This window comes from Marinovum sp. PR37 (genome assembly GCF_028807375.1).
Taxonomy (GTDB): domain Bacteria; phylum Pseudomonadota; class Alphaproteobacteria; order Rhodobacterales; family Rhodobacteraceae; genus Marinovum; species Marinovum algicola.
The window spans coordinates 19,172-36,271 of record NZ_JARAML010000030.1 but is presented as its reverse complement, the minus strand read 5'-3'; the positions used below and the strand labels follow the sequence as shown (position 1 = coordinate 36,271).

The following is a 17,100-nucleotide window of genomic DNA, read 5'->3' as shown; positions in this document are numbered from 1 at the left end:
GAATTGCCCCCATGTCCAAACACATCGCCATCATTGGCGGCGGCTACATCGGCGCTGAACTCGCGAAATCGCTCGACAATGCCGCGGAGGTCACCCTGATCGAGCCGCGCAGCCATTTCGTTCATGCACCCGCAATGATCCGCGCCGTCGTCGATCCTGCGCTGCTCGACCGCGCCCTGATCCCCTACGACCGCCTATTGAAGAACGGACGGGTTCTGCGCGCCCGTGCGAACGGCATCGATGCCGACGGCGTGACGCTGGACGACGGCCAAAGAGTCGCAGCCGATTACATCGTCGTCGCCACTGGCTCATCCAATGCCACGCCCTTCAAACCTGTCGGAGACGACATCGACGGGCTGCGGCAGGCCAACCAGCGCGTTCACGACCAGCTGAACGCGGCCCGGAGGATCGGTATCGTCGGCGCGGGGGCCGTCGGCACCGAGCTGGCGGGGGAGATAGCCCATGCCATGCCGGACAAGGAGATCACGCTGATCTCGGATACAGGCCGCCTGTTTCCCACCATGCCGGAGAAGCTCGGCACGGCGTTGGCCAGCAAGCTGCGCGACGCCGGCGTGACCCTGGTACTCGGCAAAAGGGCCGAGAACCTGCAAAGCCTGACCGAGCCTTACGCGGGCCGCCTGAAGCTGTCGGACGGGTCGGAGCTGGAGTTCGACCTGATCTTCCCCGTCCTCGGCTCACGCGCCAGTTCCGAGTTGCTCGACGGCCTGCCGGACACGCAGAAGAGCACCGCGAACCGGGTCAAGGTGGATCGGTGGCTGCGCCCGTCGTCGCTGCCCAACGTCTTGGCCGCCGGAGACCTGGCCGATGCGGGGGACGGCATGACCATCGTCGCGACCAGCCGTCAGCTGCCCTGGCTCAAGGCAACGCTCAAAGGGTTCATTTCGGGCAAGCCGCTCGAACAGATGAAACCCTACAAGCCATGGGGCCCCAAGGCGCCGATCCTTGTGCCGCTCGGGCCGAAGCGCGGCAATTCTTTCCTCGGCCTGTTCACGGCAGGGGACCTTCTGACGCGCAAGATGAAAGGCGAGAACCTGTTCGTGAGAAAATACAGCAAGCTGCTGAACCGGGCGTGAGCGGCCGCGGACAGGGGATGTCCAGACGCGTTCGGCGGCATAGCGCGGGCCTGCGATGGCAGCCACCAACAACGGGTTTGCCTTTGGCTCGCTGCCGTGCCTGTTGCCGTTGCGCCCTTTGCTCGTCGACCGTCACCAGGGTCGCTCAGGTGCGGCCCGTCGTTCCGGGCGTCCGCCGCAATCGCAGAACCGGCGTCGCCGCCAACCCGTTCGTTATCCATGAATGGGGCGAAGGCCGGGTTTGCCACGAATTCGCAGGAACCAGCGTAAGGGCAGCATCCCCCGCAGCGCTGCGGGGGATCCGTGGCAGCGCGATCAGAACGGGCTGTCGGGATAATAGAATTGTTGCGCGTTCTCCGGCGTGATCAGCACCGAACCGATGGTGAAGGTGCCCGAGACCGGCGCGGTCGAGGTCATGCCCACCGCCGTCAGTTCGATTGCAGTGGCGATCATCGACGGCGGATAGGTCACGTCGGCCGGGATCATGGTGTCGCCGTCCATGACGCGCTTGACCATCTCCTTCATGCCGGCGCCGCCCAGCACGAATTGCACGTCGTCGCGGCCCGCCGCATCGATCGCGGCCAGAACGCCCACCGCCATGTCATCATCCGAAGCCCAGACCGCATCGATCTGCTCGTGCTTGGACAGGAAATCCTGCATCACGTTGAAGCTGTCGTCGCGGTTCCAGTTGCCGTGCTCCATGTCGATGATCTCGATGCCCGAGCCTTCGATGGCGCTTTCAAAGCCTGCCACGCGCTCATTGTCGATGGTCGTCGGGATGCCGCGCAGCACGACGATCTTGCCGCCGTCGGGCATTTTCGTGGCCATGTATTCGCCCGAGACCCTGCCAAAGCCCGGATTGTCACCGGCGACATAGAGATCCTCGATCCCCTCGACCGAAAGCCCGCGGTCGACCACCGTCACCCAGGCGCCGCCTTCGGCCACCGCCTGCACCGGCGAGGTCAGCGGCTCGCTCTCGAACGGCAGCACCACCAGCGCGCTGATGTTGCGGGTCGCCACCATGTCCTCGATGTCATTGACCTGCTTGCCCGGATCCGAGGCCGTGGCCAGCACGAAATCAAGCTCGGGATAAACCTCTTCCAGCCGTTTCACCGCCTCCTGCGCGTGAAAGTTCATGCCCCCGGCCCAGCCGTGGGTGGCGGCGGGGATCGAGACGCCGATCACCTTGGCGTCCTGCGCCATGGCCATGCCGGCGGTGACCGCCGCGGCGGCCAGCCCGGTTGCGAAAGTCTTCAAATATGTCATTGCTTTCCTCCCTTGGAACGGCGGGGCTTTCAGCCCTTCGCCTTGGCTTCGCGCTGCAAAATGACAGCGAGAATGATGATGACCCCCTGGATCGCGCCGTTGAGATAGGGCGACACCAGGTCAGTCAGATTGAGAATGTTGTCGATCAGGCTCAGGATCAGCACGCCAATCACCGTGCCCCAGACCCGGCCGAAACCGCCCTTGAGCACGGTGCCGCCGATGATTACCGCGGCAATCGCCTCGAGTTCCCAGAGCACGCCGGTCGAGGCCGAGGCAGAGCCCAGCCGCGGCACATACATGATGGTGGCCACCCCCACCAGCACACCGAGCATGGCATAGGTGGCAAGCCGGGTGCGGTTCACGTTGACGTTGGAATAATGCGCCACGTGCTCGCTCGATCCGGTGGCGGCACAATGCCGGCCGAAACGGGCCCGGCTCATGACCACTTCGCCAATGATCACCACCAGCGCAAAGACGATGATCGGCCAGGACACGCCGAGGATGCCGTCGAAATAGACCGGCCGATAGAAGGTGCGGAGCCCGAAATCGAGGCTCAGCGTGCCGCCGTCGGCCAGCCAGGTGACGAGGCTGCGATAGATGCCCATGGTGCCGAGGGTGACGATGAAGGCCTCGATCCCCAGCGTGGTGATCAGAAAGCCGTTCAAGAGCCCGGCCAGCAGCCCGGCAATCAGCGCCGTCGCCATCCCCAGCAGAATGATCGGCACGCCCACCCCCAGCACCGGCAGCGCGGCGTTCATCACCAGGATCATCAACCCGGCAATAAAGGCCGCCATCGACCCCACCGAGAGATCCAGCCCGCCGGCGGTGATCACGAAGGTCATGCCCACCGCGATGATCCCGATAAAGGCCGAGCGCGCCAGCACGTTGGTGATATTGCCCGCACCGAGGAAATTCGGGTTCATCATCGCCCCGATCGCCACCAGCACCAGAAGCGCGATGACAGGCCCCAGCACCGACATCGACGGCAGTTTGCGCCGACGCTCCGGCATGTTCACGGTCTCGCTTGCCATCAGGCTGCCCTTTCCTTGGGATCGGCGCCGACACCCATGGCGTGGCGCACGATGGCTTCTTCGGTGATCGCCTCTCCGGCAAGTTCCCCGGCGATCCGACCTTGCCGCATCACCAGAACGCGATTGGCCAGGCCGATGATCTCCTGCATCTCGGATGAAATCACGACGATGCCATGGCCCGAAGCCGCAAGATCGCTCAGGAAGGCATAGATCTGTTGCTTGGTGCCGATGTCGATACCGCGGGTCGGCTCGTCAACGATCAGGATCTGCGGCTCGCTCTGCATGACCTTGGCCAGAAGCAGCTTCTGCTGGTTGCCGCCCGAGAGGTTGCCGACCCGCACGTCGCGCCGCCCGGCGCGAATGTCGAATTCGCGAATGGCCCGGGTCAGGGCCGCATCTTCGGCCTTTTGGTCGATCAGCAGGCCGCCAAATCTGGCGAGCGCCTGCAAGGTCAGGTTCTCGCGCATGCCCTTGTCCAGCAGCAGACCCCGCAGCTTGCGATCCTCGGTCAGGTAACACAGCCGGTGCCTGAGCGCATCCGAGGGTTTGCGGATCTGCACGCTTTGCCCTGCGATCTCGGTTCGGTCCGCCCGGGCGATGCGCAGCCCGCAGAGCCCCTCCATCGCCTCGGTCCGGCCCGAGCCGACAAGCCCCGCGATCCCGAGGATTTCGCCGGCGCGCAACGCAAAGCTCACGCCTTCGGCAAAGCCCGGCACATCCAGCCCGTCGACGCGCAGCAGCACCGGAGCATCCGCCGCCACTTCAGCCTTGGCGGGATAGAGATCGGAGACGTCGCGCCCGACCATCGCCGTCGCCATCTGGTCTTCGCTCATGTCACGTACGGGCGCGGCCTGCACCACCATGCCATCGCGCATTACGCTGACCCGGTCGGCGATCTGCTTTACCTCGCCCAGCTTGTGCGAGGTAAAGACGATCGCCGTGCCCGTGGCACGCAGGGCCTCGACCTGTTCGAACAGGATGGCAGCCTCGGCATTGGTCAGCACCGCTGTCGGCTCATCCATGATCAGCACACGGGCGTCGCGGCCCAGCGCCTTGGCGATCTCGACCATCTGCTTGTCGGAATTCGACAATTTCGACACCGGCGTATCCGGGTCCACCCGGCATTTCACCCGTGCCAGGTACTCACGTGAGCGCCGCCGCATCTCGGCCTTGTCGAGCAGGAGCCCCTTGCGCAGCTCGCGCCCCAGGAAAATGTTCTGTTCCACCGTCAGCTGCTCGGCGAGGTTGAATTCCTGGTGGATCAGCACGATCCCCGCCGCCTCGCCCTCATGCAGCGAGGCAAAACTCACCTCTTCCCCGTCGAGAAGAATCCGCCCCGACGAGGCAGGTTGATAACCGGCGAGACATTTCATCGCCGTCGATTTGCCCGCCCCGTTCTCGCCGATCAGCGCCAGCACCTCGCCGGCGCGGATATCCAGATCGACACCGTGCAGAACCTCGACCGGGCCGAAGCTCTTGTGCACGTTGCGCAGCGACAGGACGGGCTCGGTCACAGCGTCACCCAGGCGGTATTGTCCTGCGACGACCGCACGCAGGCGCCGATGAAGGCCATGCCGTCCAGCCCGGCGCCGATCCCCGGCAGCAGCCCAAGCGCTGCGTCACGGTCGGCACCGCTCTGGACCGCACGGATCGCATCGGCGGCGCCGCCGTAGATATTGGCGAAGCCTTCCAGATAGCCTTCGGGGTGGCCCGGCGGCACACGGCTTACCGCATTGGCGGCGTCCGATGCGCCGGCCCCCATCCGCGTGATCCGCCGCGTGGCCTCTCCATGCGGCGTGAACCAGAGCTCGTTGGGGTTTTCCTGCGCCCATTCCAGCCCGCCTTTGGTGCCAAAGACCCTGAGCCGCAGCGCGTTTTCGCAGCCCGGCGCCACCTGCGAACACCACAACATCCCCCGCGCACCGCCATCGAAGCGCAGCATCACATGGGCGTTGTCGTCAAGCTTGCGCCCGGTCCCGAAGCTGTGCAGGTCGGCCGCCAGCTCCGCCCCCTTCAGCCCGGTCACGAAACAGGCGAGGTTGTAGGCATGGGTGCCGATGTCGCCGATCGACCCGCCAGCGCCCGAACGCGCCGGATCGGTGCGCCATTCCGCCTGTTTGACGCCGGCGGCTTCGACCGCATCGGTCATCCAGTCCTGCGGATATTCCGCCTGCACGACGCGGATCTCGCCCAGATCGCCCTGTGCCACCATCTCGCGCGCCTGACGCACCAGCGGATAGCCGGTGTAATTATGCGTCAGCACGAACACCGCCTTGCTGTCGGCCACTGCATGGCGCAGCGCCTCGGCATCCTCTTGCGTCGCGGTCAGCGGCTTGTCGCAGATCACATGGATGCCACGCTCGAGAAACGCCCGGGCGGCGGCGGCATGCACATGGTTCGGTGTGACGATGCTGACCGCCTCGATCCCGTCGTCGCGGCCGGCCTCGCGTTCGGCCATCTCCTCGAAGGTGCCATAAGAGCGATCTTCCGCCAGCCCCAGCGCCGCGCCGCTGGTGCGCGCCTTCTCGGGGGTTGAACTCAAGGCGCCGGCCACCAGTTCGAAGCGGTCGTCAATGCGGCTGGCGATGCGGTGCACCGCGCCGATAAAGGCGTCCGTGCCGCCGCCCACCATGCCCAGTCTGATACGGTCCATCAGTCGATCCCCAATAGCTTGCGGTTCATGTCCTCGTCGGCGCCGCCGGCGAAATCGTCAAAGGCATGCGGCGTGACCCGGATGATGTGATCCTTGACGAAGGCCGCGCCCTCGCGCGCGCCGTCTTCGGGATGTTTCAGGCAGCATTCCCATTCGACCACGGCCCAGCCGTCGAAATCATGTGCCGCCATCTTGGAAAAGATCGCCCCGAAATCAACCTGCCCGTCACCCAGGCTGCGGAACCGCCCGGCCCGCTTTTCCCAGGGCTGGAACCCGCCGTAGACGCCCTTGCGCCCGGTCGGGTTGAACTCGGCATCCTTGACGTGAAACATCTTGATGCGATCGGCGTAGATGTCGATATTATCAAGGTAATCAAGGCATTGCAGAACATAGTGGCTGGGATCGTAGAGCATGTTGCAGCGCGCATGCCCGTCCAGCCTTTCGAGGAACATCTCGAAGGTGTCGCCGTCGTGCAGATCCTCCATCGGGTGAATTTCGTAGCAGACGTCTACGCCGCAGTCGTCGGCATGGTCGAGGATCGGCCGCCAGCGCCGGGCCAACTCGTCAAACGCCGTCTCGACCATGCCTTCGGGGCGCTGGGGAAAGGGATAGACAAACGGCCAGCACAGCCCGCCGGAAAAAGTCACATGCTGCCCGATGCCCAGGTTCCTGGACGCGGTCAGCGCCTTTTTCACCTGTTCAATGGCCCAGTCGGTGCGTTCCTTGGGCTTGCCCTGCACCTCGGGCGCGGCAAAGCCATCGACCCAGGCGTCATAGGCGGGGTGCACCGCCACAAGCTGGCCGATGATATGGGTCGACAAATCCGTCACCTCGACGCCATTGGCGCGCGCCTGGCCGACCCATTCGTCGCAATAGTCCTTCGACGTCGCCAGCTTGTCGAGATCGACCAGCCGCGCGTCCCAGACCGGCACCTGCACCCCCTTGTAACCGCAGTCCGCCGCCCATTTTGTGATGCCGTCCCAGGAATTGAACGGCGCCGCGTCGCCGGCGAATTGCGCCAGGAACAGGCCGGGCCCCTTGATCGTCTTCATTGCAAATACCTCCCTGTCAAACGTAGCGATTGACGATGTTCTCGAGTATCTCCTGCCGCCCGGAAATCGGCTCGGGCGTGATCTCTCCGGCCTCGACCGGGGCCGCTACCGTGGCCAGATCGGCCCCCAGCATGGCCTGGGCCGCCGCGCTCTCCCAGCCGGCGTAGCGCGCCCGCCGGGGCGTCTCCAGGGCGTCATCCTCCAGCATCCGCGCCGCTGCCTTGAGCCCGCGGGCACAGACATCCATCGCCCCGACATGCGCCGCCACCAGATCCACCGGATCGAGCGACTGCCGCCGCAGCTTGGCGTCGAAATTTGTGCCACCCCGGCCCAGCCCGCCGGCCTTGAGGATCTCGTAATAGGCCAGTGCCACCTCGGGCACATTGTTGGGAAACTGGTCGGTGTCCCAGCCCGACTGGTAATCGTTGCGGTTCATGTCGATCGAGCCGAGGATCCCCAACTCGCGCGCCAGAGCCAATTCGTGTTCGAACGAATGCCCGGCCAGGATCGCATGCCCCTGCTCGATATTGACCTTCACGTCCTTTTCGAGCCCGAAGCGCTGCAAGAAACCGTACACCGTCGCCACATCGTAGTCATACTGATGTTTGGTCGGCTCCTGCGGTTTGGGTTCGATCAGGATTTGCCCCTCGAACCCGATCTTGTGCTTGTAGTCCACCACCATGCTCAGGAAGCGGCCCATCCGTTCCATCTCCTGACCGAGATCGGTGTTGAGCAGTGTTTCATAGCCCTCGCGCCCGCCCCAGAGCACATAGTTCTGCCCCTTGAGCCTGTGGGTCGCATCGAGACAGGTCTTTACCGTCGCCGCCGACCAGGCATAGACATCCGGATCGGGGTTGGTCGCCGCGCCGGACATGAAACGGCGATGCGAAAACAGGTTTGCCGTGCCCCAGAGCAGTTTGACCTTCGCGCCCTCCATCTTTTCTTCGAACAGATCGATGATGGCGTCGAAATTCGACCGGCTTTCGGCAAAACTTGCGCCCTCGGGCCGGATATCGGCATCATGCCAGCAGAAATACGGCACCCCGAGCAGGTCGAAGAGTTCGAAGGCCACATCCGCCTTGAGCCGCGCCGCAGCCATTTCGGCGCCGAACCAGGGCCGGTCAAAGGTCTGGCCGCCAAAGGGATCGCCGCCGGGCCAGGCAAAGCTGTGCCAATAGGCGACGGCAAACCGCAGGTGATCCTCCAACCGCTTGCCCATGACCGTCTCGTCAGGATCATAATGTCGAAAGGCCAGCCCCTCGGCCTCGGGGTCGAAACGCACCGGCGCAAGATCGCCAAAGAAATCACTCATGAACGGGGTCTCCAATTTGGGATGCCACTGCCGCCGGGGGCAGGTTTTCACGCAGGTAGATCGCCGGCACGATCGGCGCCGGCGCAGCCAGATCGCGCCGGTCGGCCATCGCGCGCAAACATTCGAGCGCGGTCTGAATTTCATCTTCGGGCCGTTGATCGATCACCACGTCCACCAGACCGGACTCGAGCGCCTGGCGCGAATGCGCCACCAACTCATGCAGCACTACGATCGGCCGGCCTTCGGCGCGCCGCGCCAGCACCCGCACCAGCCCGGCATTGCCCGCGCCGGCGCTGTAGATCGCGGTGATCTCGGGGTCTTCGGCCAGCCGCCGGTGCAATTCGGCCTCGACAATGTCATGCCGGTCGCGGCCTTCGATCAGCGGCGCCGAGGTGACCCGCCCGCCAGCTTCGGCCAGGGTGTCCTGCATGCCGGCCAGCCGCTCGGCGTGGTCATGCGCCGTGGCGACTCCGACAATCGGCAGCACCCGCCCGCCCCGGTCGCCATGCGCCAGCAGCAGCAACCGCCCGGCGGTGCGCCCGGCAATCGTGTTGTCGATCCCGACATAGCCATCCGGTCGGGCGCCCTGGACATCGGCCACCAGCGTCAGCACCGCCACCCCCTGCGCCCGCAGCGCATCGATGGCGGCACAGACCCGGGCATCATCGGTGCCCACCAGCGCGACGCCGTCCACCTTGTCTTCGGCCAGCCGTTCGAGACAACCGACAAGCGCCGCCGCATCAAAGGCCGCGACGCTTTCCACCATCAGCGCGACCCGCGACACCAGCATCTCGGGCCGGGCTGTTTCCAGGATGTTGCGCAACCGCTGAAAGAAACTGTTCGGCCCTTCGGGAATGACAAAGGCAAAGCGATAGGTCCGCTTCTGCGCCAGGTTGGCGGCGGCGACATTGCGCACATAGCCAAGATCTTCGATGGCGGCCCGCACCCGGCGCACCGATTTTTCGGCCACGCCACCACGATTGTTGATCACGCGGTCCGCGGTGGCATAGCTCACCCCAGCCCGGCGCGCCACATCGCTCAAGGTTGGCGTCTGCCTGTCCATCGATTCCTCCCTCGGGCAACAGAGCAGTGAAAAAGATAGACGTCAATCATTTTTTGATAGGCGTCTATCTTTTTGCTCCCGCCCGGAACGGACACACCGAATTTCGCGTTGGTGCGTTGAGGGGATGGAACCAACCAGTAGCCGGATCAGGCATCGCGGCGATGCCTGGCGCGCCGGGTCACAGGGTCCGAAGCCGCATGCGGTCGAGCAGTTCGGTCAGCACGTCCCGCGCATGGCGGCGGTGGTCGCGGTGGACGCGGCGGGCCTTGGCGGGATCACCGGCAAGGATGGCGGCATAAACCTGGCGATGATCTTCGTTCGACTGCACCGGCAGCGGGCGGACAAACAGCGTCGACGCCTTGGCCCGCCGGACCTGATCGCCCATCATCGCGACAATCATCTGGACCCGCGAATTGCCACCCAAACGCACCAGCTCAACGTGAAACCTCTCGTCCGCCTCCGCCCAGGCCTCGAGGTCCTCATCCGCGATGGCCCGGTCCATATCGTCAATCGCCGCAGCCAGTTCCGTGAGCTGCGGCTCCGAATAGCCGGCTTCGGCGGCCCGCTCGGCAGCCAGGCTTTCGAGCTCGGTCAACACATCGTAGATCTCGCGCATGTCCGTGGCCGAAACCGGAAGAATGCGCACACCCTTGCGCGGCCGCATCTCCACCAACCCCTGACTTTCGAGCAGGAGCGCCGCCTCGCGCACCGGCGTGCGCGACATGCCCAGCCGTTCGGCCAGTTCGGTTTCCAGATGATCGGAGCCGGCCGGCAACTCGCCCGAGAAAACCATTTCGCGCAGTTGCTGCACCGCACGTTGAGCGTTGGAGACGGGCTTCGCAGTCTTGCTTGTCACGTCGTTGCTCCGCCAAGCTGAATTTTTTGCCCCGCGGCGGCAGAGGCATAGATGGCCTGTTCGATCTCGATCACCGTCAGATAGTCGCGCGCTGTGTTTTCCAACGCCCCGCCATCCAAAAGACCTGAAATCACGTGGCTCTGCAAGCTATGTACGCAATCGCCGCCGAAGCCGTCCCATCGGTCGGGCGGCAAAAGCACCTCCTGCCCGGTGTCGCCGTGGCGGCGCAGATGCACCGCGCCGTCACCCCGGAGGTCCAGCACCCCTTCGGTGCCCTCGAACAACGCCTCGCCCATGGTGCGGCGCAGGTTGTCGGCGGCATGGTCGAGATGGCGGTTGCCGTCAAACAGCGCCCGAACCCCGCCAGGATGATCGAACAGCACAAAACCCGCATCCTCGCCGCGGATTGCCGAGTTGAGGCGGCGCAGATCGGCGTAGACATGCGAGGGATCGCCGAGCAGCCAGCGAAAGGTGTCAACCCAATGAACGGCGGTTTCATGGATCAGAAAGCGTTCCATCCGCCGAAAATAGGGCTGCCGGTCGAGATAGGCCTGCGGCCCCTGCCCGTCGCCGGGACGCAGGCGAAAGGTGACCTGTTGCAAGGTGCCGACCGCACCCTGGGCCAGCGCCGTTTTCACAGCCCGATACCAGGGCTGGAAACGGAAATTCTCATGCACCACGATCACCGCGCCCCGGGCCTCGGCCTCGGCGGTGACGGCCCGGGCCTCTTCGAGACTGGTGCAGAACGGCTTCTGACAGATCATCCGTGTCACCCCCGCCGCAAGCGCCATCCGGATCGTCGCGGCATGGGCCTCTGGCGGTAGGATGATATCGAGCAGGTCGGGCTTTGCCTCGGCCAGCATCCGCGCCGGATCGTCAAACGCCGGCAATCCGGTGGCGCGGGCTCTGGTGAGATCGCGATCGCAGGCGGCGACAGCGCGGGCGCGCGGCATGCGCGCCCAGCTGCCATAATGGAACTGGCTGAAATAGCCTGCCCCGACGCAGGCCACCCGCAACGGCGCAGCGCTCATGCGGCACGCGCCGTCCGAAGCACCCGCTGCACCGCTCCGGCGGCCGCATCGGTGCCGGCGGTCCCGCCGAGATCGCGGGTCAGGCAATCGCCGCTGGCGATCACCGCCTCGACCGCCTCGCGCAGCCGCACGCCATCGGTGCGCAGCGCGGCGTTGTCATGCTTGAGGCCCAGCCAGTCGAGCATCATCGCCGCCGAGAGGATCATCGCATGCGGATTGGCCACGCCCTGACCGGCGATATCGGGGGCCGAGCCATGGCAGGGTTGGAACACCGCCTGTTTCAGCCCGATGTCGGCCGAAGGCGCGAGGCCAAGCCCGCCCATCAGCCCGGCACCGAGATCGGAGAGAATGTCGCCAAACATGTTTTCCGTCACCAGCACGTCGAAGTCCCAGGGCTTTTGTACCATCCAGAGCGCCGTGGCGTCGACATAGGCATGATCGGCGGCGAGATCGGGGTATTCTGCCGCGATCTCGTCAAAGATGCCGCGGAAAAAAGCGAAGGCGCGAAACACATTGGCCTTGTCGACGCAAGTCACCCGGCCCGGCCCGCGCCCGGCCTGCCTGCGGCTTCGGGCCAAATCGAAGGAGAAGCGGAACAGTTTCTCCGAAATCTCGCGGGTGATGCGCAGGGTCTCGCGCGCCTCGGTCTCGCTGACCACGCCAGTGCCCATGGAATAGAACAGCCCCTCGGTGCTCTCGCGCACCAGCACGAAGTCGATCTCGCGCCCCTCGGGCAGGGTCAGCGGCCCGGCCTGGCCCTGCCGCACGCTCACCGGACGGATGCCGGCAAAGAGGTCGAAGGCCATGCGCAGCTCGATTTGCGGCGAAATTTCGGTGCCGTCGGGATAGCGCACATCCGGCAGGCCCATGGCCGAGAGCAGGATCGCATCCGCCGCCGCGGCGACCCGCAGTGACTCGGCGGGCAAGGATTCGCCGGTCCGGGCGTAATGCCCCGCCCCGGCGGGCAAAGTGACAAATCTCAGGTCATATCCGGTCGAGGCAGCGGCCAGTTGTTTCAACAGGGCAATTGTCGGGGTGGTGATTTCCGGCCCGATACCATCGCCTTCGAATACGGCAATCTCATATGTTTCGGTCATGTCTTGCTTTGCCTTCTCGGTGGTTGCGGGTGCGCCGGGCATTCAGCGAACGGCGTTGACAGCGCGCCTTTTATTGCATACACAAAAAAACGCAATAAGCAACGCAAAACCTTTGGGAGGAATTGGCAGATGAAGATTTCGATCACCAGAACGTTGGCGGCGCTGGCGCTGACCGGCGGGATTGCCGGCGTCGCCGCAGCCCAGGACTATCCCTATCGCGACATCACCACCGCCGTGGTCTGGGGCGCCGGCGGCGGCACCGACACGATCAACCGGATGATCATGGCCGAGATGGAGAAACACCTGCCGGTATCCATCAACGTCATCAACCAGACCGGCGGCGTCGCCGGATCGAACGGTATGGTTTATGCCGCCAACCAGCCGGACGACGGCTATACGCTGGTCGGCCTCTCGGAATCGAATGTCACCGCGGCCGTCCAGGGCGGCTGGGACAAGAAATTCGACTATTGGTATCCTTTCATCGTCGGCGGCTCGCCCGATCTGATCTCGGTGCCGGCCGACAGCCCGCACGACAGCCTGAGCGATCTGATCGAGGCCGCCATGGCCGAACCCGGTTCGATCCCGGCCGCCGCCGGCGGCGCCGGGTCGATCCACCACCTGAATCTCCTGGCCTTGGAACAGGGCTCCGGCGCACGGTTCAAATTCGTGCCATACAAGGGCTCCGCACCCGGCCAGGAAGCGGCGATTGCCGGCGAAGTGGCGTTGGTCGTGACCTCGCTGGCGGAACAGGCCGCGCTGATCGAGGGCGGCCAGCTCAAGCCCCTGGCAATGCTGACACCCGACAGCGTCGAGATCGCCGGCCAGACCGTGCCCTCGGCCTTTGACAGCTATGCCGGCCTGTCCGAGGTGCTGCCGCTGAAACAGGCGATCGGCTTTGCGGTGCACGACTCGGCACCGGAAAACGTCAAGGCGACGCTGGCCGGGGCCTTTGAAAAGGCAATGGCCTCGGATACCGTTGCGACGTGGGCCGAGGTCAACAAATACGACATCGGCGGTCAGTATGGTGAAGCGGCCCAGGCGCTGTTCTCGACCCTGGAGAGCACCTTTGCCTATACGCTCAAGGATCTGGGAGCAGCCAAGGTCATGCCCGAAGACCTCGGCATCGAGAAACCGTAAGACCAGAGCGCCCCGGCCGCACCGGGGCGTTGCATCCGGCGGGTGCCCCGGCACCCGCCCCTGCCGTTGGGAGGCCCGCCTTGGACTATTCACCCGATACCGCGGCACAAGACATTGCCCGCCTGCGTGCCCGTGATTTCTGGAGTGCGCTGGCGCTCATCGTGCTGGCGTTGTTCTTTTTGTGGAAGACGCTCGACATCCCGCTCGGCGGCGGCAACGGCGCGGGCGTGAACAACGCCGACTGGTACACTTCGGCCGCCATCGTGCCGCTGGGCCTCTTCGGCGCGCTGCTGGTGCTGGCTCTGGTGCTACTCGCGATCTCGATCCGCTCGGGCGGCGCGGCGCAGGCGCTGAGCGCCGCCGGCCTCGGCTGGTCGGCCTCCGAGGTCTGGCGCTTTGTCGCCGTGGCACTGATGCTGCTTGCCTATATTGCCGGGCTGGTGCCCAGGGTCGACTTCATCCTCGCTTCGGCGCTGCTGATCACTGCACTGATCGCCAGTTTCCACGGCCGGCCAGAGCCGCGTCCGCTGCTGCCGCTGCTTGCCATCGCCGGCGCCGCACTGGCTGCGCTGACGATGCATTTCCCGCGCGCCGAATGGGCCCGGCACGGCGACGATTGGGTGGCGCTGGCGCTGCTCGTCGCGCTGACGTTCTGGCATCAGGCAACCGGCCCAAGGGGAACCGCGCTGCGGCTTACTCCGGTGCTGGCCATCGGCGTGCCGCTGCTGCTGATCTGTGCCATGGCCTTCGGTTTCCGCCAGAACGTACCGAACCGCGGCGGGCTGATCTTTGCCAAGATCGAATACGGCTATTACGTGCATCTGCGCCCGATCTGGAGGTCCTGAGATGGAATTCATCTTCGGACAACTGGCAGGATTCGGCATGGCCTTCGCCACGCTGGTCAGCGACCCCTGGACCTATGTCTATCTGATCACATCGGTGTTTCTCGGCATCACCTTCGGCGCGCTGCCGGGGCTGACGGCGACGCTGGCGGTGACGATCCTGACCGGCTTTTTCGGCAACAAGATCCCGCTGGATTACGCGCTGATCGCCCTGCTCGGCGCTTATGTCGGTGCGATCTACGGCGGATCCTATCCGTCGATTCTGCTCAACATCCCCGGCACGGCCGCCAGCGCCGCAACCGCGATGGACGGCTATCCGCTGGCCAAACAGGGCCGCGGTGCCGAAGCGCTTGGCCTGACCACCACCGCCAGTTTCATCGGCACGCTGGTGGGCACCGTGGCGTTGCTGATCTTCGTCTGGGTGCTGCTTTTGATTTCCAAGAACATCGCCAGCCCGGAAAAGGCCTTGCTGGCGCTCTTCGGCATCCTGCTGTCAGGCACTTTGATGAGCGCGGATCTCGCGATCAAGGGCTGGATCGCGGGGCTGATCGGCCTGGCACTGGCCATGGTCGGGATGGATCCGATCCTGAGCGAGGCGCGCTACACCTTCGGCTGGTCCTATCTGCTCTCGGGAATCGCCGTGGTGCCGGTGCTGATGGGCGCCTTTGCCGTGCCGCAGATCATCGAAGGCATGCGCCACGTCAGAGCCGGCCGGGTGGCCGAGCTGAACGGTCGCATCCTGCCCAACATGACCGCCATGCGCCGTTACCTGCCCACCATCGGGCGTTCGGGCGTGATCGGCACCGGTGTCGGCGCCTTGCCCGGCGTTGGCGAGGATGTGGCAGGCTGGGTCAGCTACGGTGTCGGCAAGAGCGTCTCCGAAGAGGGCGACAGCTTCGGCAAAGGGTCGCTCGAGGGGCTGCTGTGTTCCGAAACCGCCAACAATGCCTGCATCGGTGGCGCGCTGATCCCTCTGCTGGTGCTGGGCATCCCGGGCTCGCCGCCGGCGGCGGCGCTGATGGGCGCCTTCAAGATCAACAATGTGATCCCCGGCCCCACCATCGACCCCGAGATCATCCTGCGGGTTGTCGCCATCATGGTGCTGGCCAGTTTCACCATGTTTGTCATGGGGCTGTTCACCGCGCGCATCTTCATCAAGGTTCTGCGCATTCCGCAGACCGTCTTTCTGCCGCTGGTCATGGTGCTGACCACAATCGGATCGTTCAGTGTCGGCGGCGGCCTCAACGATCTCTACCTGATGCTGGGCGTGGGGCTGGTGGCCTATGTGATGAACCTGCTGTGCTATCCGATCGCGCCACTGGTGATCGGCGTGATCCTCGGCGGCATGTTCGACGAAACCTTCCGCCGCTCGTTGCTGCTCTCGGACGGGGACCTCTCGGTCTTTGTCTCACGGCCCGGCGCGGCTCTTCTGCTGACCCTGATTATTGCCCTGATCCTCGGCCAGATGCCGGGGGCGAAACGGGCCATCCGACGCCTGAAAGGACGCACAACCTGATGTATGCCGTGACTGTGAGTTTCACCCTGCGCCCCGGTGCGCGGGCCGACTTTCTGCCGCTGATGACCGAAAACGCGCGGCTGTCGCTGCAACGCGAAGCCGGATGCCGGCAGTTCGACGTCTGCACCGACGGGGGCGAGGAGATCTTTCTATACGAGATCTACGACAGTGCCCAGGCGTTCGAGACGCATCTGAAAAGCCCGCATTTCCAAAGCTTCGATGCTGCCGTCGCAGGCATGATCGCCGACAAATCGGTCACCACCTTTGCCGAGGTGCTGCGATGAGCGTCTGGGAGGTTCACGCCGTCAAATACGCAGCGCGCAATGCCCGCAGCCGCGCCGACAGTTTCCTCTTCGACGACAACCACGACGCGCCACATGCCATGGACTATTACATCTGGGTGCTGCGGCGGGGGGACGAGGTGCTTCTCGTCGACACCGGCTATGACGACGCCGAAGCGCAGGCGCGGGGCCGACCGATCGAGCTCGACCCGCGCGCGGCGCTAAAGCCGCTGGGCCTTGCGCCCGAGGCAGTGTCGCAGGTGATTGTCACCCATCTGCACTACGACCATGCCGGCGGGCTTCACCTGTTCCCCAATGCCAAGCTGCACATGCAGGCCGCCGAAATGCAATTCGCCACCGGCCCCTGCATGTGCCACGACACCCTGCGCGCGCCGTTTTCGGCGCCGCATGTCTGCGAGGCGGTGACCCGGCTGTATTCCGGCAAAGTGGTGTTTCACGACGGCGACGCCGAGATCGCCGAAGGCGTCACGGTACATTGCATCGGCGGCCATTCGCGCGGGCTGCAATGCGTCCGGGTGCGCACGGCAGCAGGCTGGATGGTGCTGGCCTCCGACGCGGCGCATTACTACGAGAATGTCTTTGCCCGAAAACCCTTCCCGATCGTCGTCGATCTGCAAGATATGCTCGATGGGTTCACCCGGCTCGAGGCGCTGGCCTCCGATCGCCGGCTGATCGTGCCGGGTCACGATCCGCAGGTGCGGCGGCTTTACCCCCAAGGCGTGGCGCCCCATATCTTCCGGCTCGATCATGGGCCCGAAGGCGATCCGACCGAGAGCGGGTTGCGCCCCTCGTAACACAACGGCGGTCCCGCCGGCGCGGGGCCGAAAGCCCCGCCCTGCGCCCACGGT

16 protein-coding genes are annotated in these 17,100 nt (G+C 65.0%); 6 read left to right on the top strand and 10 right to left on the bottom strand.

What is annotated here, in order from left to right; translation table 11 throughout:
* The first annotated feature begins 11 nt into the window (after positions 1–11).
* Positions 12–1,094, top strand: coding sequence for an NAD(P)/FAD-dependent oxidoreductase (locus PVW49_RS20230; protein ID WP_338020373.1), 1,083 nt, complete (start codon positions 12–14; stop codon positions 1,092–1,094).
* Positions 1,095–1,409: 315 nt separating this feature from the next.
* Here the strand turns inward: PVW49_RS20230 and PVW49_RS20225 are convergent, their stop codons facing one another.
* The 10 genes from PVW49_RS20225 to PVW49_RS20180 all read right to left on the bottom strand — a co-directional run bounded on the left by PVW49_RS20225 (position 1,410) and on the right by PVW49_RS20180 (position 12,455).
* Positions 1,410–2,360 carry an ABC transporter substrate-binding protein gene (locus tag PVW49_RS20225; protein ID WP_371398949.1) on the bottom strand — a complete coding sequence of 317 codons (951 nt, stop codon included), beginning with the start codon at positions 2,358–2,360 and terminating at the stop codon, positions 1,410–1,412.
* Between the two features lie 29 nt (positions 2,361–2,389).
* Entirely contained in the window at positions 2,390–3,391 is a 1,002-nt protein-coding gene (locus PVW49_RS20220) for an ABC transporter permease (RefSeq protein WP_074837589.1), read from the bottom strand.
* Positions 3,391–4,905 (bottom strand): sugar ABC transporter ATP-binding protein, encoded by a 1,515-nt coding sequence (locus tag PVW49_RS20215; protein WP_274563669.1) that lies wholly within the window; start codon positions 4,903–4,905, stop codon positions 3,391–3,393. Before PVW49_RS20215 ends, PVW49_RS20220 begins: the two co-directional genes overlap by 1 nt.
* Positions 4,902–6,044, bottom strand: a complete 1,143-nt coding sequence (locus PVW49_RS20210) for a Gfo/Idh/MocA family protein (protein WP_048534471.1) — start codon at positions 6,042–6,044, stop codon at positions 4,902–4,904. Before PVW49_RS20210 ends, PVW49_RS20215 begins: the two co-directional genes overlap by 4 nt.
* Positions 6,044–7,096, bottom strand: a complete 1,053-nt coding sequence (locus PVW49_RS20205; protein WP_048534473.1) for a sugar phosphate isomerase/epimerase family protein — start codon at positions 7,094–7,096, stop codon at positions 6,044–6,046. The genes PVW49_RS20210 and PVW49_RS20205 overlap by 1 nt, the downstream gene beginning before the upstream one ends.
* 16 nt (positions 7,097–7,112) lie before the next feature.
* Complete coding sequence (gene xylA / locus PVW49_RS20200) at positions 7,113–8,408, bottom strand: xylose isomerase (RefSeq protein WP_274563673.1); 1,296 nt, start codon at positions 8,406–8,408, stop codon at positions 7,113–7,115.
* Entirely contained in the window at positions 8,401–9,471 is a 1,071-nt protein-coding gene (locus tag PVW49_RS20195; protein WP_274591401.1) for a LacI family DNA-binding transcriptional regulator, read from the bottom strand. The genes xylA and PVW49_RS20195 overlap by 8 nt, the downstream gene beginning before the upstream one ends.
* A 178-nt stretch (positions 9,472–9,649) precedes the next feature.
* On the bottom strand, positions 9,650–10,327 hold the full coding sequence (locus PVW49_RS20190) for a GntR family transcriptional regulator (RefSeq protein ID WP_048534478.1): 678 nt from the start codon (positions 10,325–10,327) through the stop codon (positions 9,650–9,652).
* Positions 10,324–11,358 (bottom strand): Gfo/Idh/MocA family protein, encoded by a 1,035-nt coding sequence (locus tag PVW49_RS20185; RefSeq protein ID WP_274591400.1) that lies wholly within the window; start codon positions 11,356–11,358, stop codon positions 10,324–10,326. The genes PVW49_RS20190 and PVW49_RS20185 overlap by 4 nt, the downstream gene beginning before the upstream one ends.
* Positions 11,355–12,455, bottom strand: a complete 1,101-nt coding sequence (locus tag PVW49_RS20180) for an isocitrate/isopropylmalate dehydrogenase family protein (RefSeq protein ID WP_274563677.1) — start codon at positions 12,453–12,455, stop codon at positions 11,355–11,357. The genes PVW49_RS20185 and PVW49_RS20180 overlap by 4 nt, the downstream gene beginning before the upstream one ends.
* A 129-nt stretch (positions 12,456–12,584) precedes the next feature.
* Between PVW49_RS20180 and PVW49_RS20175 the strand changes: the two genes are divergently transcribed.
* The 5 genes from PVW49_RS20175 to PVW49_RS20155 all read left to right on the top strand — a co-directional run bounded on the left by PVW49_RS20175 (position 12,585) and on the right by PVW49_RS20155 (position 17,046).
* Positions 12,585–13,592: a Bug family tripartite tricarboxylate transporter substrate binding protein gene (locus PVW49_RS20175; RefSeq protein ID WP_074837582.1), complete on the top strand. Its 1,008-nt coding sequence runs from the start codon at positions 12,585–12,587 to the stop codon at positions 13,590–13,592.
* Positions 13,593–13,672: 80 nt separating this feature from the next.
* Positions 13,673–14,437 carry a hypothetical protein gene (locus PVW49_RS20170; RefSeq protein ID WP_274591399.1) on the top strand — a complete coding sequence of 255 codons (765 nt, stop codon included), beginning with the start codon at positions 13,673–13,675 and terminating at the stop codon, positions 14,435–14,437.
* Position 14,438: 1 nt separating this feature from the next.
* Complete coding sequence (locus PVW49_RS20165; RefSeq protein ID WP_274591398.1) at positions 14,439–15,950, top strand: tripartite tricarboxylate transporter permease; 1,512 nt, start codon at positions 14,439–14,441, stop codon at positions 15,948–15,950.
* Entirely contained in the window at positions 15,950–16,234 is a 285-nt protein-coding gene (locus PVW49_RS20160) for a putative quinol monooxygenase (protein ID WP_274591397.1), read from the top strand. Before PVW49_RS20165 ends, PVW49_RS20160 begins: the two co-directional genes overlap by 1 nt.
* Positions 16,231–17,046: an N-acyl homoserine lactonase family protein gene (locus tag PVW49_RS20155; RefSeq protein ID WP_274591396.1), complete on the top strand. Its 816-nt coding sequence runs from the start codon at positions 16,231–16,233 to the stop codon at positions 17,044–17,046. Before PVW49_RS20160 ends, PVW49_RS20155 begins: the two co-directional genes overlap by 4 nt.
* Positions 17,047–17,100 lie beyond the last annotated feature (54 nt).